This window comes from Nocardia blacklockiae, assembly GCF_015477355.1.
Classification (GTDB): domain Bacteria; phylum Actinomycetota; class Actinomycetes; order Mycobacteriales; family Mycobacteriaceae; genus Nocardia; species Nocardia blacklockiae.
Genome location: NZ_JADLRJ010000007.1, coordinates 347,707 through 368,025 on the forward strand (window position 1 = coordinate 347,707; position 20,319 = coordinate 368,025).

At 71.1% G+C, this 20,319-nt stretch carries 18 protein-coding genes; 10 read left to right on the plus strand and 8 right to left on the minus strand.

Features of this window, described 5'->3' with window-relative positions; genetic code table 11:
- Nucleotides 1-16: 16 nt before the first annotated feature.
- Both IU476_RS23085 and IU476_RS23090 read right to left on the minus strand, forming a co-directional pair.
- Nucleotides 17-1,375: an amidohydrolase family protein gene (locus IU476_RS23085; protein ID WP_195103277.1), complete on the minus strand. Its 1,359-nt coding sequence runs from the start codon at nt 1,373-1,375 to the stop codon at nt 17-19.
- A 215-nt stretch (nt 1,376-1,590) separates the two neighbouring features.
- Nucleotides 1,591-1,833 carry a hypothetical protein gene (locus IU476_RS23090; RefSeq protein ID WP_195103278.1) on the minus strand — a complete coding sequence of 81 codons (243 nt, stop codon included), beginning with the start codon at nt 1,831-1,833 and terminating at the stop codon, nt 1,591-1,593.
- Between the two features lie 239 nt (nt 1,834-2,072).
- Between IU476_RS23090 and argC the strand changes: the two genes are divergently transcribed.
- The 9 genes from argC to IU476_RS23135 all read left to right on the plus strand — a co-directional run bounded on the left by argC (nt 2,073) and on the right by IU476_RS23135 (nt 11,306).
- Nucleotides 2,073-3,131 carry an N-acetyl-gamma-glutamyl-phosphate reductase gene (gene argC / locus IU476_RS23095; RefSeq protein WP_195103279.1) on the plus strand — a complete coding sequence of 353 codons (1,059 nt, stop codon included), beginning with the start codon at nt 2,073-2,075 and terminating at the stop codon, nt 3,129-3,131.
- Nucleotides 3,128-4,345 (plus strand): bifunctional glutamate N-acetyltransferase/amino-acid acetyltransferase ArgJ, encoded by a 1,218-nt coding sequence (argJ, locus tag IU476_RS23100; protein ID WP_195103281.1) that lies wholly within the window; start codon nt 3,128-3,130, stop codon nt 4,343-4,345. Before argC ends, argJ begins: the two co-directional genes overlap by 4 nt.
- Nucleotides 4,342-5,253 carry an acetylglutamate kinase gene (argB, locus tag IU476_RS23105; protein WP_195103282.1) on the plus strand — a complete coding sequence of 304 codons (912 nt, stop codon included), beginning with the start codon at nt 4,342-4,344 and terminating at the stop codon, nt 5,251-5,253. Before argJ ends, argB begins: the two co-directional genes overlap by 4 nt.
- Nucleotides 5,250-6,440 carry an acetylornithine transaminase gene (locus IU476_RS23110; RefSeq protein ID WP_195103283.1) on the plus strand — a complete coding sequence of 397 codons (1,191 nt, stop codon included), beginning with the start codon at nt 5,250-5,252 and terminating at the stop codon, nt 6,438-6,440. The genes argB and IU476_RS23110 overlap by 4 nt, the downstream gene beginning before the upstream one ends.
- Nucleotides 6,437-7,378: an ornithine carbamoyltransferase gene (gene argF, locus IU476_RS23115; RefSeq protein ID WP_195103284.1), complete on the plus strand. Its 942-nt coding sequence runs from the start codon at nt 6,437-6,439 to the stop codon at nt 7,376-7,378. Before IU476_RS23110 ends, argF begins: the two co-directional genes overlap by 4 nt.
- A 97-nt stretch (nt 7,379-7,475) precedes the next feature.
- Nucleotides 7,476-7,982 carry an arginine repressor gene (locus tag IU476_RS23120; protein ID WP_195103285.1) on the plus strand — a complete coding sequence of 169 codons (507 nt, stop codon included), beginning with the start codon at nt 7,476-7,478 and terminating at the stop codon, nt 7,980-7,982.
- Between the two features lie 278 nt (nt 7,983-8,260).
- On the plus strand, nt 8,261-9,463 hold the full coding sequence (locus IU476_RS23125) for an argininosuccinate synthase (protein WP_195103286.1): 1,203 nt from the start codon (nt 8,261-8,263) through the stop codon (nt 9,461-9,463).
- Between the two features lie 32 nt (nt 9,464-9,495).
- Nucleotides 9,496-10,917: an argininosuccinate lyase gene (argH, locus tag IU476_RS23130; RefSeq protein ID WP_195103287.1), complete on the plus strand. Its 1,422-nt coding sequence runs from the start codon at nt 9,496-9,498 to the stop codon at nt 10,915-10,917.
- Nucleotides 10,918-10,982: 65 nt separating this feature from the next.
- Nucleotides 10,983-11,306: a DMT family transporter gene (locus IU476_RS23135; protein ID WP_195103289.1), complete on the plus strand. Its 324-nt coding sequence runs from the start codon at nt 10,983-10,985 to the stop codon at nt 11,304-11,306.
- Nucleotides 11,307-11,317: 11 nt separating this feature from the next.
- On the opposite strand, the gene ilvA is transcribed toward IU476_RS23135, so the two are convergent.
- From ilvA to IU476_RS23160, 6 genes are all read right to left on the minus strand, one after another.
- Complete coding sequence (gene ilvA, locus IU476_RS23140) at nt 11,318-12,541, minus strand: threonine ammonia-lyase (protein WP_195103290.1); 1,224 nt, start codon at nt 12,539-12,541, stop codon at nt 11,318-11,320.
- A gap of 30 nt (nt 12,542-12,571) precedes the next feature.
- Nucleotides 12,572-13,120, minus strand: coding sequence for an isopentenyl-diphosphate Delta-isomerase (idi, locus tag IU476_RS23145; protein WP_324194208.1), 549 nt, complete (start codon nt 13,118-13,120; stop codon nt 12,572-12,574).
- Entirely contained in the window at nt 13,117-13,359 is a 243-nt protein-coding gene (locus tag IU476_RS36310; RefSeq protein ID WP_228824110.1) for a hypothetical protein, read from the minus strand. The genes idi and IU476_RS36310 overlap by 4 nt, the downstream gene beginning before the upstream one ends.
- Complete coding sequence (locus IU476_RS23150; protein WP_228824111.1) at nt 13,356-13,988, minus strand: SAM-dependent methyltransferase; 633 nt, start codon at nt 13,986-13,988, stop codon at nt 13,356-13,358. The genes IU476_RS36310 and IU476_RS23150 overlap by 4 nt, the downstream gene beginning before the upstream one ends.
- A gap of 70 nt (nt 13,989-14,058) precedes the next feature.
- Nucleotides 14,059-15,483, minus strand: a complete 1,425-nt coding sequence (locus IU476_RS23155; RefSeq protein ID WP_195103291.1) for a family 2 encapsulin nanocompartment cargo protein terpene cyclase — start codon at nt 15,481-15,483, stop codon at nt 14,059-14,061.
- Nucleotides 15,484-15,489: 6 nt separating this feature from the next.
- Nucleotides 15,490-16,905, minus strand: coding sequence for a family 2B encapsulin nanocompartment shell protein (locus IU476_RS23160; RefSeq protein WP_195103292.1), 1,416 nt, complete (start codon nt 16,903-16,905; stop codon nt 15,490-15,492).
- A gap of 452 nt (nt 16,906-17,357) precedes the next feature.
- Between IU476_RS23160 and IU476_RS23165 the strand changes: the two genes are divergently transcribed.
- Complete coding sequence (locus IU476_RS23165) at nt 17,358-20,318, plus strand: AMP-binding protein (RefSeq protein ID WP_195103293.1); 2,961 nt, start codon at nt 17,358-17,360, stop codon at nt 20,316-20,318.
- Nucleotide 20,319 lies beyond the last annotated feature (1 nt).

The window sequence follows — 20,319 nt, forward strand, 5'->3', positions numbered from 1 at the left end:
CAGACGGAATATCGGGTCACCCGCAGCACCCGCCGTGCGTGCGGTCCGGCGGCGCGGAATCCGCCTGCCGCGCGGCTGTTTCGACCTCTCGCAGGATGCGCTCGCGATCCGTGCTCGACAGGTACCGCCCCCGGCACACCACTGCGTGGATCCGCCGGGTATTGCCGATCGACGTGAGCGGATCACCGTCGAGCACAACGAGATCCGCGAACTTGCCGGACTCGACGGTGCCGGTGCGGTGCGCCATGCCCAGGCACCGCGCGGCGTCGCGGGTCGCGGCCTGCAGGGCCCGCATCGGCGACAGCCCCGCTTGTACCAGCAGTTCCAGCTCCTCGTGCAGCGCGAAACCGGGGAAGACGAACGGATTTCCCGCGTCGGTGCCGGCGACGATGCCGACGCCGGCCTCGGACATGGTCTCGAGCAGCCGCAAGCGGGCCTGGAAATTGCTCTGCAGCACCGCGCTCGGCCCGGCGGCCGGTGCGCTTGCCTGTTCCTGCCATGCGCGACGCAGGTATTCGGGCAGATAGCGCAGCCGTTCATCGCCGGGGTTCCCGGGCGGCGTACCCGTCATCAAGCGCTGCTGGACCACCAAGGTCGGTGACTGCCAGCAGTTGTAGCGGATCAGCTGCTCGATGAGCGCCGCCGCGCGTCGCGGGCTGTGTGATTCGGCCGCGGCCTGTTCGAGGCGGATGCGGTCGGCGCGCGAACCGCCCGGCGCGGCGTCGATGCGTGCGTACAGTTCGTCGGCCCGCGCGGACGTGGACAGCAGCATCCCGTACATGTGCTCGAGGGTGTATTGGCCGAGATCGACTGCCTCCTGCACCGGGATGCGGTGCGGCACATGCCCGGCGAAGCGCAATCCGACCCGGTGCGCCTCGTCCGCGACGGCCGTGAGAGTCTCGCGCGACAGCAGCGAGTAGACCTTGACGAAATCGGCCCCGTCCTGCCGGGCTCGCCGCACCGCGTGGCGCGCCTCGGTATCGGTGGACACTGTTTCCGAACCCGGCCAGATGCCGGGCGCTCCGTCGATGATGTTGCTGGCGATCACCATCCGAGGACCGAGGGCCTGTCCCCGTTCGATGCGCCTGCGCAGATCGTGTGTCGCGGGGTCACCCCACATCTCCCGGATTCCGGTGACGCCGTTGACCACGTGCAACGGCGGGAAGAACCGCTCCGCCGACGCCGCGTGGGTGTGCATGTCCCACAGGCCCGGGATCACGAATTTTCCCGTCAGATCCACCGGCCGGACCCGCGCGGGCAATCGCAGCTCCGCGGCGTCACCCACCGCGACGATGCGGTCGCCCAGCAGCGCGATGGTGGAGTTCGGGCGCGGCGGCGCACCGGTCCCGTCGATCAGCGTGGCGCCGGACAACACCGAAAGTGCTTCGCTCGCAGTCGGATCAGCGACGCCGTGAGTGTCGGCGGACAGACCGCCCGCGACAGAACCCGCGGCCCCGACGGTCAGCAACCTGAGAAAATCGACTCGACGAAACTCCCGCATCCCGCTCCTCTACTCGATGATCGCTCACCTATGGGAGCAGATGAGCGGGCATCGGGCGGCGGGTTCCGCCGCGCGGAGCGGGGTGGTGGTCAGTGGACTGTTGCGTCGGGGGCGGGCGTCGTGCAGCTGCGGAAGTGGGCTGCCGGGCGGTGTACCGGGGAGCGGCGGGGGGAGCGGACGGGCATGATGCCCGGGGCGACCGTGCGGGGGCGGGTGGTGCGCGGGGCGGCCGGGCGTGGCGACGCGGGGCGGCGGGCGCTCGCGCGGTAGGTGAACAGGATGCCGAGGACGACCGCGGCGACGACGAGGACGGCAAGACGTAGGAACAGCAACGGACTCTCCTGCAATGCGACGTGCTGGACGCCTCTGGCAAACGCCACGAACGCCCGGGGGCGACAAGGTTCTCCTACTTTGTTTCCCTGTCACGAAGTGAATCGAAACACCGCGATCGTCGTTACCGTCGGCGACGTTACGGTTCGGCATCCCTAGGGCAACCCTGACCCGGGCGCGTCGCGAAGGGCGGCGGGGGCCCGCTTGTGAATGAGCTTGCACGATCGTGCATAATCATCACATGGCGGATACCTCGAGTGGGCCCGTGCTGCGGGTCGCGGTGGCTGGAGCGAGCGGATACGCGGGCGGCGAAGTGCTACGCCTGCTGCTGGGCCATCCGGAACACCGAGCGGGGCGCCTCGAGATCGGGGCGCTGACCGCGGGCTCGAACGCCGGGACCACGCTCGGGGAGTTGCAGCCGCACCTGCTGCCGCTGGCCGACCGGGTGCTCTCCGAAACTACCCCGGAGGTGCTCGCCGGGCACGATGTGGTGTTCCTCGGGCTGCCGCACGGGCAGTCGGCGGCCATCGCGCGGGCGCTGCCGGAGCGCACGGTGATCATCGACTGCGGCGCCGACTTCCGGCTCACCGACGCGGCGGCCTGGGAGAAGTACTACAAGTCGCCGCACGCGGGGAGCTGGCCGTACGGGCTGCCGGAACTGCCCGGCGCGCGCGAGCGGCTGCGCGGCGCCACCCGGATCGCGGTGCCGGGCTGCTACCCGACCGTGTCGAGCCTGGCGATGGCGCCGGCGGTGGCGGCGGGCATCGTCGAGCCGGTGGTCAGCGTGGTGGCCGTGACCGGAACCTCCGGCGCGGGCCGCAAGCTCGACGTCGGCCTGCTCGGCTCGGAGGTGATGGGGTCGGCCCGCGCCTACAACATCGCCGGCGCGCACCGGCACACCCCGGAGATCGCGCAGAATCTGACCGCCGCCGGCGGCCGCCCGGTGAAGGTGTCGTTCACCCCCGTGCTCGCGCCCATGCCGCGCGGCATCCTCGCGACCTGCACGGCGGTCACCGACGTCGACGCCGCGCAGGCCCGCGCGGTCTACGAGAAGGCCTACGCCGACGAGCCTTTCGTGCACCTGCTGCCCGAAGGCGCACTGCCGCAGACGGGTTCGGTGCTCGGCTCGAACGCGGTCACCCTGCAGGTGGCCGTCGACGCCGATGCCGGGCTGCTGGTGGTGATCGGCGCGATCGACAACCTGGCCAAGGGCACCGCGGGCGGCGCGGTGCAATCGATGAATCTCGCTCTCGGTCTCGACGAGACCGCCGGACTTTCCACCGTAGGAGTGGCACCGTGACAACGACCGACAGCGCCGACGGCAAGCTGGTTCGCACGCAGGGCGTGACCGCGCCGCTCGGCTTCCGCGCCGCCGGGATCGCGGCGGGCATCAAGGCCAGCGGAAACCTCGATCTCGCACTGGTTCTCAACGAGGGGCCGGAGTACGCGGCGGCCGGGGTGTTCACCCGCAACAAGGTCAAGGCCGCGCCGGTGCTGTGGTCGCAGCAGGTGCTCAAGAGCGGCCGGCTGCGGGCGGTGATCCTGAACTCCGGCGGCGCCAACGCCTGCACCGGGCCCGGCGGTTTCCAGGACACCCACGCCACCGCCGAGGAACTGGCGAAGGCGCTGAGCAACTGGGGCACCGAGACCGGCGCGGGCGAGATCGCGGTGTGCTCGACGGGCCTGATCGGCGACCGGCTGCCGATGGACAAACTGCTCCCGGCCGTCACCGAGATCGTGCACGAGATGGGCGGCGGGCTCAACGGCGGCACCGACGCGGCGCACGCCATCATGACCACCGACACCGTGCCGAAGCAGGCCGCCTTCCACCACCGCGACAAGTGGAACGTCGGCGGCATGGCCAAGGGCGCGGGCATGCTCGCGCCGTCGCTGGCGACCATGCTGGTGGTGCTGACCACCGACGTCGCCGCCACCCCCGAGCAACTGGACCGGGCGCTGCGCAACGCCACCGGCCGCACCTTCGACCGCCTCGACGTCGACGGCTCCTGCTCCACCAACGACACCGTGCTGCTGCTGGCCAACGGCGCCAGTGCGGTCACGCTGAGCCAGGAGGACCTCGACGCCGCGGTGCTGGCGGTCTGCGACGACCTGGCCGCCCAGCTGATGGCCGACGCCGAGGGTGTCACCAAGCGGGTGCTGGTCACCGTGACCGGCGCGGCCGACGAGGACGAGGCGCTGCTCGGCGCGCGCACCGTGGCGCGGGACTCGCTGGTGAAGACGGCGCTGTTCGGCTCGGACCCGAACTGGGGCCGGGTGCTGGCGGCGATCGGCATGGCGCCGATCGAGCTGGAGCCGGACCGGATCTCGGTGTCGTTCAACGGAAATCCGGTGTGCGTGCACGGCACCGGCGCGCCCGGGGCCCGCGAGGTCGACCTGTCCGGCGCCGACATCCACATCGTGATCGATCTCGGCATGGGAGCGGGCGAGGCCACCATCCGCACCACCGACCTGTCGCACGGCTACGTCGAAGAGAATTCGGCCTACAGCTCATGAGCACGTCTGTGACCGAAGGCCTCTCGGCGCTGGACAAGGCGCACGTGCTGGCCGGGGCGCTGCCGTGGCTGCAGAAGTTCCGGGACAAGATCGTGGTGGTGAAGTACGGCGGCAACGCCATGGTCGACGACACCCTCAAGTCGGCCTTCGCCGCCGACATGGCGTTCCTGCGCACGGTCGGCGTGCATCCGGTGGTGGTGCACGGCGGCGGCCCGCAGATCAGCGCGATGCTGCGAAAGCTGGGGCTGGAGGGCGAGTTTCGCGGCGGCTTCCGCGTCACCACGCCCGAGGTGCTGGACGTGGTGCGGATGGTGCTGTTCGGTCAGGTCGGCCGCGAGCTGGTCGGGCTGATCAACGCGCACGGGCCGTACGCGGTCGGCATCTCCGGCGAGGACGCGCGCCTGTTCACCGCGACACGCCGCACCGTCACGGTCGAGGGTGTCGCCACCGACATCGGTCTGGTCGGCGACGTCACCTCGGTCAATCCCGACGCGGTGCTGGATCTGGTGCGCGCCGGGCGGATTCCGGTCGTGTCGACCATCGCGCCGGACGCCGACGGCGTGGTACACAACATCAACGCCGATACCGCGGCGGCCGCACTGGCCGAGGGGATCGGCGCGGAGAAGCTGGTGGTGCTCACCGATGTCGAAGGGCTGTACACGAATTGGCCCGATCGCTCGTCGCTGACCACCCACATCGACAGCGCCGAGCTGGCGGCCCTGCTGCCGAGCCTCGACGCCGGGATGGTGCCGAAGATGGAGGCGTGCCTGCGCGCCGTGCAGGGCGGCGTGCCGACCGCGCACGTCATCGACGGCCGGGTGCCACACGCGGTCCTGCTGGAACTGTTCACCGGGGAAGGCATCGGAACGATGGTGACCCCACCCGACACAGGAACGACAACGCCATGAGTAATCAGGAAATGCGGCAGCGCTGGTCGAGCGCGCTGATGAACAACTACGGCACCCCGAAGGTCGCGCTGGTGCGCGGCGCCGGCGCGGTGGTCTACGACGCCGACGGCAACCGCTACGTGGATCTGGTCGGCGGCATCGCCGTCAACAGCCTGGGCCACGCGCACCCGGCGATTCTGGAGGCCGTCACCCAGCAGCTCGGCACGCTCGGGCACGTGTCGAATCTGTATGCCAGCGAGCCGCAGATCGAGCTGGCCGAACGCCTGGTGTCGCACTTCGGCGACGGGAGCGGTCGGGCCTTCTTCTGCAACTCCGGCACCGAGGCGGTCGAGGCGGCGTTCAAGATCGCGCGGCTGACCGGGCGGCGCAAGATCATCGCGTGCCACGACGCCTTCCACGGGCGCACCATGGGCGCGCTGGCTCTGACGGGACAGCTGGCCAAGCGCACGCCGTTCGAGCCGCTGCCCGCGGGTGTCGTGCACGTGCCCTACGGCGACGCGGACGCCCTCGCCGCGGCCGTCGACCGGGACACCGCCGCGGTGTTCCTGGAGCCGATGATGGGCGAGAGCGGCGTCGTGGTGCCGCCGCCGGACTACCTGGCCGAGGCCCGGGTCATCACCTCGCACTTCGGTGCGCTGCTGGTGCTCGACGAGGTGCAGACCGGCATCGGGCGCACCGGCCACTTCTTCGCGCACCAGGCCGCGGGCGTGGTGCCCGACATGATCACGCTGGCAAAGGGTTTGGGCGGCGGGATGCCCATCGGGGCGGTGCTCGCCCAGGGCGTCGCGGCCGAGCTGTTCACCCCCGGCCTGCACGGCACCACGTTCGGCGGCAACCCGGTGTGCGCGGCGGCCGCGCTGGCGGTGCTGCGGACCATCGACGAGACCGGCCTGCTCGCGCACGTGGAAGCGGTCGGCAAGACGCTGATCGACGGCCTCACCGAGCTGGACCACCCGCTGATCGACCACGTGCGCGGAGCCGGGCTGCTCATCGGCATCGAACTGCGGCGCGACGTCGCGGTGCGGGTGGAGGAAACCGCCCGCGCGGCAGGCTATCTGGTGAATCCGACCAAGCCCAACGTGATCCGGCTGGCGCCGCCGCTGGTGCTCACCGAGTTCCAGGCCGAGAACTTCCTCGACGATCTGCCCGCGATCCTGGACAACGCGCTACGGAAGGGGACCGCGTGAGCCTCCGGCACTTCCTGCGCGACGACGACATCACGCCCGCCGAGCAGGCCGAAATCCTCGCGCTGGCAGCCGAACTGAAGGCCGCGCCGTTCGCGCACCGGCCGCTGGAGGGGCCGCGGGGGGTCGGCGTGATCTTCGAGAAGAACTCCACCCGCACCCGGTTCTCCTTCGAGGTGGGCATCGCGCAGCTCGGCGGCCACGCGGTGGTGGTGGACGGTCGCGACACCCAACTGGGCCGCGAGGAGACCCTCGCCGACACCGGGCGGGTGCTCTCGCGGTACGTGGACGCGGTGGTGTGGCGCACCTTCGAACAGCGGCGGCTCGACGAGATGGCGTCGGCCGCAACGGTTCCGGTGGTCAACGCGTTGTCCGACGAGTTCCACCCGTGCCAGGTGCTGGCGGATCTGCTGACGCTCACCGAGCGCAAGGGCACCCTCGCCGGGCGGCGGCTCACCTACCTCGGCGACGGCGCCAACAACATGGCGCACTCGCTGCTGCTGGGCGGCGTGACGGCGGGCCTGCACGTGACGATCGCCGCGCCCGCGGGTTTCGCGCCCGCCGCGCCGGTGGTGGCGGCCGCGCGCGAGCGTGCCGCCGAGACCGGGGCCACCGTCACGATCACCGACGATCCCGAGGCCGCGGCCACCGGGGCCGACGCGCTGGTCACCGACACCTGGACCTCGATGGGCCAGGAGCACGACGGTTTGGACCGGGTGGGCCCGTTCCGCCCGTTCCAGCTGAACGCCGGCCTCCTGGCCCGCGCCGCCGCCGATGCCGTTGTGCTGCACTGTCTTCCGGCCCATCGCGGCGAGGAGGTCACCGACGAGGTGCTCGACGGCCCGCACAGCGTGGTCTGGGACGAGGCCGAGAACCGCCTGCACGCCCAGAAGGCGCTGCTGGTGTGGTTACTGGCCCAGCGATCCGGCGGTGCCCGATGAGGGAGCGAACCGGGCGGCCGTCGGCTCGCGGAGAGCGGTCCCGAGGCGAGGCGGCCGCACGACGCGTGCGGCGGGGACGGTGCGCGGAGGGCGCGGCATGAGGGCCGGGAAGGCCAAGTCCGGACCGGCGATCGCGCGCACGCGGGCGGGGCGGCAGCAGCGGATCGTGGAGTTGCTGTCCGCCCACGCCGTGCGCAGTCAGAGCGAGTTGGCGGCGCTGCTGGCGGGCGAGGGCATCGAGACCACCCAGGCCACGCTGTCCCGCGACCTCGACGAGCTGGGCGCGGTGAAACTGCGGGCCGCCGACGGCGGCGCGGGCATCTACGTGGTGCCCGAGGACGGCAGCCCGGTGCGCGGGGTCACCGGCGGCACCGACCGCCTGTCGAAGCTGCTCGGGGATCTACTGGTGTCCACCGACCACAGCGGCAATATCGCCGTGCTGCGTACCCCGCCCGGCGCGGCGCACTTCCTCGCCAGTGCTCTGGATCGCGCGTCGCTTCCGGAGGTGGTCGGCACCATCGCCGGGGACGACACCGTCGCGGTCATCGCCCGCGAACCGCTGACGGGCGCGGAACTGGCGGCCAAGATCGAACAATTGGCCTGAGCCGCGCCGTATTCGGCGACTCGGGCCGGCGGGTACCGGCCCGGCGGGTAGGCGCCGCCGGACGCGGCCTCGCCGATGCCGATGATGTGCTGGATCAGGCCGAGAGCGCCCTCGGCGAGGTCCAGCACCCCGGTTATGAATGGGATTGCATCATCGTGCATAATCATTTGCACGTGGCGGGTGCCGCTCCGGGGAGGGGGCCGGGCACCGCCGCCGCGCCGCGCGAGCAGCGGGGCACGCAGACTTGGATACGCACGAAACCTGAGGAGCTTACAGATATGGCCGATCGCGTCGTACTCGCCTACTCCGGCGGGCTGGACACCTCCGTCGCCATCAGCTGGATCGGCAAGGAGACCGGGGCCGAGGTGGTCGCGGTCGCGATCGACCTGGGTCAGGGCGGCGAGGACATGGACGTCGTGCGCCAGCGCGCGCTCGACTGCGGCGCCGTCGAGGCGATCGTGGTGGACGCCCGCGACGAGTTCGCCGACGAGTACTGCCTGCCCACCGTGCAGGCCAACGCCCTCTACATGGGCCGCTACCCGCTGGTGTCCGCGATCAGCCGCCCGCTGATCGTCAAGCACCTGGTCGAGGCGGCCGAGTACCACAACGCCTCCACCGTCGCGCACGGCTGCACCGGCAAGGGCAACGACCAGGTCCGCTTCGAGGTCGGCATCGGCGCGCTGGCGCCGGACCTGAACGTGATCGCCCCGGTCCGCGACTACGCCTGGACCCGGGAGAAGGCCATCGCCTTCGCCGAGGAGAACAGCCTGCCCATCACGGTCACCAAGAAGTCGCCGTTCTCCATCGACCAGAACCTGTGGGGCCGCGCGGTCGAGACCGGCTTCCTCGAGGACCTGTGGAACGCGCCGACCAAGGACGTCTACGACTACACCGTGGACCCGACGGTCAACTTCGAGGCACCCGACGAGCTGATCGTCACCTTCGACAAGGGCGTGCCGGTCGCCATCGACGGCCGCCCGGTCAGCGTCCTCGAGGCCATCACCGAGCTGAACACGCGCGCCGGTCGCCAGGGCGTGGGCCGGCTGGACATGGTCGAGGACCGGCTCGTCGGCATCAAGAGCCGGGAGATCTACGAGGCCCCGGGCGCCATCGCGCTGATCGCCGCGCACCAGGAGCTGGAGGCGGTCACCGTCGAGCGCGAACTGGGCCGCTACAAGCGGCAGGTCGAGCAGCGCTGGGGCGAGCTGGTGTACGACGGCCTGTGGTTTTCCCCGCTCAAGCGCGCGCTGGACGCGTTCGTCCGCGACACCCAGGAGCACGTCTCCGGGCAGATCCGGATGGTGCTGCACGGGGGTAACGTCGTCGTCAACGGCCGCCGCAGCGAAGAGTCGCTCTACGACTTCAACCTCGCCACCTACGACGAGGGCGACACCTTCGACCAGTCCCTCGCGAAGGGCTTCGTGCAGATCCACGGCCTGTCCTCGAAGGTCGCGGCGCGCCGGGACCTCGGCAAGAAGTAGGGCACGCCCGCGAACCTAGGAGACGACCACCGATGACCCAGGGCGGCAGCACCAACGAGGGCGCGCTGTGGGGTGGGCGCTTCGCGTCCGGCCCGGCCGCGGCGATGGCCGCGTTGAGCAAGTCGACACATTTCGACTGGGCGTTGGCGCCCTACGACATTCGCGCGTCCAAGGCGCACGCGCGGGTGCTGCACAAGGCGGGCCTGCTGTCCGACGGCGACCTCGAAGCCATGCTCGCCGGACTGGACCGGCTGGCCGCCGATGTGGCCTCGGGCGCGTTCGGCCCGGCCGAATCCGACGAGGACGTGCACGGCGCGCTGGAACGCGGGCTCATCGAGCGCGTCGGCACCGAACTCGGCGGCCGGCTGCGGGCGGGTCGCTCGCGCAACGACCAGGTGGCCACGCTGTTCCGGATGTGGCTGCGCGATGCGGTGCGCCGGGTGGCGGCGGGCGTGCTGGACGTGGTGGACGCGCTGGTCGCGCAGGCGGCCGCGCATCCCGACGCGGTGATGCCGGGCAAGACGCACCTGCAGGCCGCCCAGCCCGTGCTGCTGGCGCATCAGCTGCTGGCGCACGCGCACCCGCTGCTGCGCGACGTCGACCGGCTGCGCGACTTCGACAAGCGGGCCGCCGTCTCGCCGTACGGCTCGGGCGCGCTGGCCGGGTCGTCGCTCGGGCTGGATCCGGAGGCCATCGCCGCGGATCTGGATTTCGATGCGGCGGCGGCCAATTCGATCGACGCCACCTCGGCGCGGGACTTCGCCGCGGAGGCCGCGTTCGTGCTCGCCATGATCGCGGTGGACCTGTCGCGGATGGCCGAGGAGGTGATCATCTGGAGCACACCGGAATTCGGTTACATCACCCTGGCCGACGCCTGGTCCACCGGCTCCTCGATCATGCCGCAGAAGAAGAACCCGGACGTGTCCGAGCTGACCCGCGGCAAGGCCGGGCGCCTGATCGGCAACCTCACCGGGCTGCTCGCCACCTTGAAGGCGCAGCCGCTGGCCTACAACCGTGACCTGCAGGAGGACAAGGAGCCGCTGTTCGACTCGGCGGCTCAGCTGGAACTGCTGCTGCCCGCCATCGCGGGCCTGGTGTCGACCCTGACCTTCCACACCGACCGCATGGCGGAGCTGGCCCCCGCCGGCTACACCCTGGCCACCGACATCGCCGAATGGCTGGTCCGCCAAGGGGTTCCGTTCCGGGTCGCGCACGAGGCCGCCGGTGGGTGCGTGCGCGCCGCCGAGGCCCGCGGCGTGGGCCTGGACGAACTCACCGACGCGGAATTCGCCGCCGTCGACCCCGCTCTCACCCCGCGCGTCCGCGAGGTGCTGACGGTCCAGGGCTCCATCGCCTCCCGCAACGCCCGCGGCGGCACCGCCGGCGAACAGGTCGCCAAGCAGCTGGAGGAGGTCCGCGCCGCCGCCACCGCCGCCCGCACCTGGCTGTCCTGACCCGGGTCCACGGCCGGGGTCCGGCTCGCCATCGGGCTCGGGAGCGGGCCGGTTATTCTGCGGCGATGACGTTCCTGCTGTTGGTGCTGGCCATCGCGTCCGAGGTGACGGCGACGGTGTCGTTGAAGTTGTCCGAGGGGTTCAGCAAGGTCGGGCCCTCGGTGGTCGTGGTGGTGGGGTACGCGGGGGCGTTCTTCTTTCTCTCACAGGCGTTGAAGCGGGGGATGTCGATCGGCGTGGCCTACGGGATCTGGTCGGCGATCGGGGTGGCGGCGGTCGCCACCATCGGCGCGCTGTTTCTGGAGGAGAGCCTGACGCCGGTGCAGATCGGCGGCATCGGGCTGGTCATTCTCGGTGTGCTCGCGCTGGAGCTGGGCGCCGCCCACTGAGCCGCTCTCGGTCAATCCTGCACGCGCACCGGGTAACCCGCCGCGCCGAGGGCGTCCAGCACGTCGTCGCGGTGGGTGGTGCCGCGGGTCTCCAGGGTCAGCAGCACCTCGACCTCCTCGATGGCCAGCCAGGCCCCGGTGCGTGAGTGCACCACGTCCAGGACGCTCGCGCCGGTGTCGCCCACGGCGGCCAGCAGCTTGCCCAGGCTGCCGGGACGATCCGAAATCGTCACGCGCACAGCGAGATACCGGCCCGCCGCGCTGAGCCCGTGGCCGATGAGCCGGGTCAGCAGCAGCGGGTCCACATTGCCGCCGGACAGGATCGCGCACACCGGGCCGCGCAGCTCCAGCTCGTCCGCGCGGGTCATGAGCGCGGCGACCGCGGCGGCGCCGGCCGGCTCGACGATCAGCTTGGCGCGCTCCATGCACAGCAGCAGCGCGCTCGACAGCGCGTCCTCGTCGACGGTCACCACGGTCGCGTCGCCGGCCACGTGCGCGAACGGCACCGCGCCGGGCATGCCGACCGCGATCCCGTCGGCCATGGTCGACATCCGTTCCAGCGCAACGGGTCTGCCCGCGGCCAATGACTCCGGCCAGGCCGCCGCCCGCGCGGCCTGCACACCGACGACCCGCACCTGCGGCGCGAGATGGCGCAGGGCGACGGCCACCCCGGCGAGCAGCCCGCCGCCGCCGGTCGGCACGATCACCGTGCCCACCTCCGGCAGCTGCTCCAGGATCTCCAGCGCCACGGTGGCCTGCCCGGCCACGATGTCGGGATGGTCGAACGGATGGATCAGCGTCGCTCCGGTCTGTTCGGCGAAATCCTTTGCGGCGCTGAGGCAACGGTCGATGGTGTCGCCGTGCTGGTGCACCGTGGCGCCGTAGGCCCGGGTGGCCGCGAGCTTCGGCAGCGAGGCCCCGACCGGCATGAACACCGTCGAGTCGATGCCGAGAGTCGTTGCCGCCCAGGCCACTCCCTGCGCGTGGTTACCCGCGCTGGCCGCCACCACCCCGCGCCGCCGGACGTCCGCGGGCAGACCGGCGATCCGGTGGTAGGCCCCGCGCGGCTTGAACGAGCCGGTGCGCTGCAGGTTCTCGCATTTCAACCGCACCTCGTGCCCGGTGCGTTCGGACAGCACCCGCGACGCCACCAGCGGCGTGCGCCGGATGACGGGCGCCAGCTGCTTCGCCGCCGCCTCGAGGTGGTCCGGCCCGATCGATTCCATGGCCGCCATTCTGCCAGACGGTTGCCGCCGCGCCGGACCTCAGAGTTCGGCTTTGTCGATCACCTCGAGCACGCCCGACAGCCACGGCGTGTACCGCTGCGGGTCCGCGACCATCGCGTCGGCGAGGTCGCTCGGCCAGATCCAGGCGTGATCGGCGATCTCCGCCGGGTCCGGCCGCGGCGGCGTGCCGTCGAACCGGCCGACGAGCACGTGGTCCCATTCGTGCTCGACGCGGCCGGTATTCGGGTCGGCGGCCCGGTAGGTGAACGTGCCCACCTCGGTCAGCGCGGCGCGGATGCCCAGTTCCTCGACCAGCCGCTCCGCCGCCGCGTCGGTGAGCGGGCGGCCCGGCGCCGGATGCCCGCAGCACGTATTGGTCCACAGCAGCGGGAACCGGGTCTTCACCCCGGCGCGCTGCTGCAGCAGCGCGCGCCCGTCGGCATCGAACAACAGCACCGAGAAGGCCCGATGCAGGCGGCCGGGTGCGGTGTGTGCCTGTGCCACCGGGCACGCGCCGATCGCGCGGCCCTGTTCGTCCACCAGTTCGACGGGCAGGGCCTCGCGGTCGGTCGTCGTCTCGAGGGTCACCTACCTACCTTATCCGCGGCGATCAGCAAATACTGGAAGCTGCCCTCGCGATACGCGGTGAGGAACGGCTTCTCCACGCCGGTCGCCAGCTCGGAACTGGTGCGCAGCTCCCAGTAGGGAATGGTGGCCGGGGTGAGATCGGTGACGGTGACCGGCACCAGGCCGTTGGCGGCCAGGGCCCGGAAGTACTCGCCGCGCGGATGGATCATGCAGCCGTAGTGCGCGTCGATCCAGCTCACCGAGGACGACTTGCCGCCGGTGACGTCGTTGGAGCAGCCGGTGATGCACACGTACCGGCCGCCCGGCTGGAGCAGCCGCGCGAATTCGGCGAACAGGTCGTGCAGGTCGACGTACATGGTCGTCTCGTTGGTCCAGATGCCGCGCATGCTGCCCGACTCGAAGCCGGCTCCAGCATGTTCCGGAAATGGGAGCGCACCGACTCGTGGACATTGCGCTGCCGGGCCTGGTCGTTGGCGAAACCGACCTGGTACTCCGAGATCGTCACCCCGTCGACGGTGCAGCCGAAGCGCTGGTTGGCCATGATGCTGGTGCCGCCCCGCCCGCAGCCGGCGTCGAGCAGCCGGTCGCCGGGCCGGACGTCGCCGAGGTGGTCGAGCAGCACGTCGGCCTGCGCGGTCTCGAGCCGGTGCAGTTCGCGCACGATCCGGTCCTGCCGGGTGTCGTCCGGCTCCTCCAGGACCGACCAGTCCGGCTCGCCGATCCCGTAGTGGTGGTGGTAGAGGCCGTCGACCTCGCCGAGCTTGACGTTGACCCGATCGTCGTTGGGATTGTTGTTCCAGTACTCGGCGACCGAGCGCTGGTAGCTGCTGTGCAGGACAGTGTCGGTCTCGCGGTCGAGCATCGTCATCGCAGATCATCCTCTCGAACCAGGGGTGTGCCGGGTGGTGCGCGAATGAGATATCGAAAGACGTTGAGAGTCAGTTGTGGTCGTTATAGCGGCGGCTTTCGGCGTGCCAGGCGCGACTGCCGGCCATCCAGGCCCACACGCCGCCCAGGAAGCGCCGCAGTTCGGGGGAGCCGGTGGCCGCGAGGACCGTCGCCTCCGCCTCGAAGCGGTGGACCAGTTCGTCGTGGATATCGGCCGTGCGCCGCACCGCCTCGCGGCGCGGGCAGTTCTCCTCCGCGGCGAGTACGGTCGGCAGGTTGAACTCGCGCCCGTCCGACAGGTCCTCGCGGGCCATGGAATACAGGTCGTTGACGATCTGGGTGGCCAGCGCGGCAGTGGTCACCACCCGGCGCACCCGAGGGTCGGTGTACTCCGGCGCGCTCAGCTCGTAGCCGCCGAGCACGTCGATCGGGGCCAGGCACGGCAGGAAGCTGTGCGGTTGCCGGTTGGTCAGGTACTCCCACACCGGCGGCATCCGCCCGGCCGTGCGCCAGCCGGCCTCCGCGCCGAGCGCGATGAACCAGCCCCCGATCTCGGTGCGCAGCCGGGCGAGCTGCGCGGGGGTGGCGTAGTGCGCCATGTGCTCGAAGGAGGTGCGGAAGGCCCGCAGGACCGGGTCGGCCCGCAGGGCGCGCTCCAACTGTGTCTGGTATCGCGCGGGCAGATGCACGGGATCCATGACGGCGGCGACCAATTCGAGCCGCGGCCCCAATTCGGCCGCCGCGCTGGACGGAGTTCCGTCGGGGGCTCGGTCGTCGGAGTCCTCCTCGCAGTAGTAATCGTCGACGGACCATTCCGACACCGCGCATTTCGCCGCGGCCAGCAGCCGGTCCGGATCGTCGCAGTCGGGGTAGGCGAGCATGACCAGCCGGCCGAAGTCGGCCTTGTGCAGCTCGTCCATCTTGCCCTCGTAGAGCCCGATCGACTCCGCCCACACCAGGATTCCCTCGTTCACCGCCGCGGCGAGCGCCGGATTGTCGCGCACCGGGGGCGGGCAGTACAGCGGAGGGATCTCGGGTTCCGCCGCGGTGCCCGGAGCGCCTTTCCCCGGCGACTCGTCCGTCGCGGCGGTGTCGGGACGGGTAGCGAATTTCGCCAGATCGCTGCCGCCCGAAAGGATTCGATCGAGGGACCGGTTCAGGTCGAGACCCGGCCCGCCGGGCGGGCGGCGGGCCTTCGGCGGGGCGTCGTTCGTGTCCGCGAGGTACTGCGGGCGCTGCGGCGGCAGCAGCGCGGCCGCGCCCAGACCGCTGGGGCCGAGCAGGCGACGGGGCGCCCGGGGCCCGGTCATGTCCGAGAGCGGTGTCGAAACCTCCTGGGGTACTTCGTGTTCGGGCTCCTCCTGGGCGAGGAACTGCGCCGGGGGAGCGTGCTCGAGATCGGCCAGGAGCCTGGCGACGACCGCGGCCACCTCATCGGTGGCGGGCGGTGCCGCGGCGCGCGACAGCACCGACATGGCTGCTCACTCCCGTCGGTCGCCCGGGCGGGCGACGAGGACGTTGTCGAGGATGCCCAGCGCGTCGGGGACCAGTACGGCCGCCGAGTAGTAGCAGCTGACCAGGTAGGAGATGATCGACTGGTCGTCGATGCCCTTGAACCGGACGTTGAGGCTGGGCTCGTACTCGTCCGGGATGCCGATCTGGTGCAAGCCGACCACGCCCTGTTCCTGCTCGCCGGTGCGCATCGCCAGGATCGAGGTGGTGTGGTTCTCGCTGAGCGGGATCTTGCCGCACGGGAAGATCGGCACGCCGCGCCAGGACGGAATGCGGTGGCCGTCGACCTCGACCGGGTCCGGATAGATGCCGCGCCGGGTGCACTCGCGCCCGAACGCCGCGATCGCTTTCGGGTGCGCCAGAAACAGTTTCGTGCCGCGCCGCATGCTCAGCAGCTCGTCCATGTCGTCCGGGGTGGGCGGGCCGGACTCGGTGTAGATGCGCTGTTTGAGGTCGCAGTTGTGCAGTAGGCCGTAGTCGGGGTTGTTGACCAGGTCGTGCTCGCGACGCTCGTAGAGGGCCGCGATGGTGAGCTTGAGCTGCTGCTCGATCTGGTTGTGCGGCTCGTTGAACAGGTCCGCGACGCGGCTGTGCACGCGCAGCACGCTCTGGGCCAGGCTCAGCTCGTATTCGCGCGGGGCGGCGTCGTAGTCGACGAAGGTGCCCTCGAGCAGCGGTTCGCCCGCGTGCCCGGAGGAGATGTGAATATTCGCCTCGCCGTGGTTGTTCTGCGGCTTGCTGGGCCGGGCGGCGAATCGCGTGAGTTGTTCGCGCAGCGCGGGGATCTCGTCGAGGGTGCGCTCGAGCGCGGCGCGGGGCAGGGAGAGCACGGTGGTCGGGGTGATCGTGGTCAGGGTGACCGGCCAGATGGCGTTCTGGTCGGTGAGGATCTTCTCGCCGAAATACTCGCCGCCGGCGAGGATGCCGAGCCGGGTGGTCTCGCCGTACTCGCCGGTGCCGATCTTGCTGAGTTTGCCGTGTACGACGAGCAGCAGCTGGTCGACGGGGTTGCCGAACTCGGCGACGACCGTGCCGGGCTCGAGATCGCGCTGCTCGAACTGCCGGGCGAGGGCGGCCAGCGCCTCCTCGTCGTCGAAGGTGCGCAGCTGGGGCAGTTCCTGCAGTTCGAGCGGGATGACCCGGGCCTGCCCGCCGTCGACCAGGAACTCCACCTCGCCGTTGCCGACGGTGTGGGTGAGGCGGCGATTGACGCGATAGACGCCGCCGTGGACCTGCACCCACGGCAGCCTGCGGGTCAGCCAGCGGGAGCTGATGCCCTGCATCTGAGGTTCGGATTTGGTGGAGTGGGCGAGCTTCCGAGCGGCGGAGGTGGACAGGCTCTTCTGGCCGTTGGTCTGGGTCTGTGCCGGCAGTTCTATGGTCATGCTGCGGTCCTCACCTCGTGAATTTGCCACCGCGACGGCGCCGGTGGTGGAGACATGGCGATATGGCAGGCGGAGAAGCCTGCTCGTTCGGACACTCGAGCGAATGTGCAAGCGCGACTGCGCGTTTCCAGCAATCCGATCGTAAGTCCGGGTGCGGCGACGATGCAGCGGAATCCGCGAAGACGAATGAAAATCCTTGTGCCGTAACGGTTCGGAATCGCTTCTCGACCGGGACAAGTCCGTGGCGCGGCCGCTACGAACGCCCTCGGCGAGTCGCGCGCCGTGCGTGTCGTGGACGGCGGCGCGGGGGTCGGCAACGCGCCCGCGAACGGTCCGGCCAGGACGGGCCGCGGCACCGCGTCCGCGAAGTAGGCTGTTGATGTGGCAAGCTCATCTGGACACGCAGGGGCCGGTGACGGGTGTCACGCGCAGGGCGAGGGCTGGGAGTTACCGTGAAGTTCGATACGAATGTCGTCGCGCAGTCGGTGCAGCGGTTGGTGGCGACCGCGCAGAACGGGCTCGAGGTCATCCGGTTCGGCGGCCTGTCGCACGACGTGAAGTCCTCGCCGTACGAGGTGACCGAACGCAAGCGCATGTACCGCCTGCGCCACTACTTCCCGGACGACACCACCCCCGGCCGCCCCGTGGCGCTGCTGGTCCCGCCGCTCATGGTCAACGCCGACATCTACGACGTGAACGCCGAGGGCGGCGCGGTCGGCATCCTGCAGCGCGCCGGAATCGATTGCTGGGTCATCGATTTCGGCTCGCCGGCCAGCGAGGAGGGCGGCTGGCAGCGCGACCTCGCCGACCACGTGCTGGCCCTGGACAGCGCCATCGACACGGTCAACGAGCTCACCGGCCACGGCGTGCACCTGATGGGCTACTCGCAGGGCGGCATGTTCGCCTACCAGACCGCCGCCTACCGCTACGGCAAGGGCGTGGAGAGCATCGTCACCTTCGGCAGCCCCGTCGACATCGTCGCCGGGCTGCCGTTCGGACTGCCGCACGGGCTGGTGTCCGAGGTGGCCGATTTCGTCGCCGACCACGTGCTCAACCGGCTGCCGATCACCGACTCGATGGTGCGCCTGGGCTTCCAGCTGCTGGACCCGGTGAAGACGGCCAAGGCCCGCATCGACTTCCTGCGTCAGCTGCACGACCGCGAGGCGCTGCTGCCCAAGGAGCGCCAGCGCCGGTTCCTCGAGCACGACGGCTGGGTCGGCTACTCCGGCCCGGCGGCCGCGGACCTGCTCAAGCAGTTCGTTGCGCACAATCGAATGATGCTGGGCGGCTTCGTGATTCGCGACCACCCGGTGTCGCTGGCGGAGCTGCGCTGCCCGATCCTCGCCTTCGTCGGCGAGGTCGACGACATCGGCCAGCCGGCGGCGGTGCGCGGCATCGTGCGGGCCGCGCCGAACGCCGACGTCTACGAGGCCTCGGTGGTGGCCGGGCATTTCGGCCTGGTGGCCGGGTCCACGGCGACCACCCAGACCTGGCCGCTGGTGCGCGAGTGGGTGGGCTGGCTCAGCGGCCGCGGCGAACTGCCCGAGCAGATCGCCCCGATGTACGAGCGCGTCGCCGCCAACCGGCCGCGCTCGGCGGCGACCCGGGTCGTGCACACCGCCGCCACCCTCGCCGAGGCGGGCGCCGGACTGGGTGCGGCACTGGGCAATATCGCCGGCAGCACGCTGCGCGGCTCGATGGAACTGACCGGCGAGGCGGCGCGGGCGCTGCCCCGGCTGACCCGGCTGGGCATGATCCAGCCGCACACCCGGATCTCGCTGGGCCGGCTGCTCGCCGAGCAGGCGCGCCGGGCGCCGCTGCGCGACCTGTTCCTGTTCGACGACCGCGTGCACACCAACGCCGCGGTCAACGTGCGCATCGACAACGTGGTGCGCGGCCTGATCGCGACCGGCGTGCGCCCGGCCACCCGGGTCGGCGTGCTGATGGAGACCAGGCCGAGCGCGCTGGCCGCCGTGGCCGCGCTGTCGCGGCTGGGCGCGGTGGCGGTGCTGCTCGCGCCCGGCAGCGAACTGCGCCGCGCGGTCGAGCTGACCGGGACCAGGACGATTCTCGCCGACCCGGAGAACCTGCGCGCCGCGACCGACACGGGTGCGCGGGTGCTGGTGCTCGGCGGCGGCGACGCGCGGGAACTGGACGTGCCGCCGGGACGGGAGGTGACCGATCTCGAGCAGATCGATCCCTCGCGGGTGGTGCTGCCCGGCTGGTTCCGGCCGAATCCGGGGCTCGCGCGCGAACTGGCGTTCGTGCTGGTCACCGGCACCGGCGACAAGCTCGACATCAAATACATCACCAACCACCGGTGGGCGGTGTCGGCCTTCGGCACCGCCGGTTCCGCCGACCTGGACCGCGGCGACACGGTGTATTGCCTTGCGCCGCTGCACCATTCGTCGGGTCTGCTGGTGAGTCTGGGTGGCGCGGTGGCCGGCGGCAGCCGGATCGCGCTGGCCCGGTCGCTGGATCCCGCGCGCTTCGCCGAGGAGGTGCACCGCTACGGCGTCACCGTCGTCACCTACACCTGGACGATGCTGCGCGACATCCTCGACGCGGACACCTTCCCCAACGGCCACACCCATCCGATCCGGTTGTTCATCGGGTCGGGCATGCCGGCGGGGCTGTGGCGGCGGACCACCGAGAGGTTCGCGCCCGCCCGGGTGCTGGAGTTCTACGCCTCCATCGAGGGCGATGTGGTGCTGGCCAACGTGTCGGGTGTGAAGGTCGGCAGCAAGGGCCGCCCGGTGCCCGGCGCGGCGCGGGTGGAACTGGTCTCCTACGATCCGGCCACCGACGAGATCGTCACCGACGCACAAGGTTTCGCGCGCCGCGCCGCCGATAACGAGGTGGGCCTGCTGATCGGCAAGGCCGCCGACACGGTCGACATCTCGCGCGGCGGGCTGCGCGGGGTGTTCCAGCCCGGCGACGCGTGGGTCCCCACGGAGAACCTGTTCCGCCGCGACCGCGACGGCGACTTCTGGCTGATGGACCGCCGCGACACGGTGATCCTGACCGCTCGCGGGCCGGTGTTCAGCCAGCCGATCGTGGACGCGCTCAACGACATCGCCGCGGTCGATCTGGAGGTGGCGTTCGCGCTGCGCGCCGCCGAACCCGGTGCGGCCGAACGGGTGCTGGCCGTGGCCGCCGTCAGTGTCCGCCGCGGCCACCACCTGAATCCGGCGGACGTCACCGAGGGCCTGCGCGCGCTGGACCCCGACCAGCGTCCCGACCTGGTCTACGTCGTCGACGAGATCCCCCGCAGCTCCACCTACCGCCCCTCCACCCGCGCCGTCCAAGCGGCCGTGCGCCTCGAGCCCGGCGAGCACACCTGGTGGCACAACCGCGCCACCGAAACCTACGAGGTGCTCACCCCCGAGGCCCTGGCGGCCTTGCTCGCCTGAG

Coding starts and splice junctions, on each gene's coding strand:
- argC (WP_195103279.1), top strand. CDS start 2,073: ATGGCGGATACCTCGAGTGGGCCCGTGCTGCGGGTCGCGGTGGCTGGA.
- argB (WP_195103282.1), top strand. CDS start 4,342: ATGAGCACGTCTGTGACCGAAGGCCTCTCGGCGCTGGACAAGGCGCAC.
- IU476_RS23110 (WP_195103283.1), top strand. CDS start 5,250: ATGAGTAATCAGGAAATGCGGCAGCGCTGGTCGAGCGCGCTGATGAAC.
- IU476_RS23120 (WP_195103285.1), top strand. CDS start 7,476: ATGAGGGCCGGGAAGGCCAAGTCCGGACCGGCGATCGCGCGCACGCGG.
- IU476_RS23125 (WP_195103286.1), top strand. CDS start 8,261: ATGGCCGATCGCGTCGTACTCGCCTACTCCGGCGGGCTGGACACCTCC.
- argH (WP_195103287.1), top strand. CDS start 9,496: ATGACCCAGGGCGGCAGCACCAACGAGGGCGCGCTGTGGGGTGGGCGC.
- IU476_RS23135 (WP_195103289.1), top strand. CDS start 10,983: ATGACGTTCCTGCTGTTGGTGCTGGCCATCGCGTCCGAGGTGACGGCG.
- ilvA (WP_195103290.1), bottom strand. CDS start 12,541: ATGGCGGCCATGGAATCGATCGGGCCGGACCACCTCGAGGCGGCGGCG.
- IU476_RS23150 (WP_228824111.1), bottom strand. CDS start 13,988: ATGACGATGCTCGACCGCGAGACCGACACTGTCCTGCACAGCAGCTAC.
- IU476_RS23155 (WP_195103291.1), bottom strand. CDS start 15,483: ATGTCGGTGCTGTCGCGCGCCGCGGCACCGCCCGCCACCGATGAGGTG.
- IU476_RS23160 (WP_195103292.1), bottom strand. CDS start 16,905: ATGACCATAGAACTGCCGGCACAGACCCAGACCAACGGCCAGAAGAGC.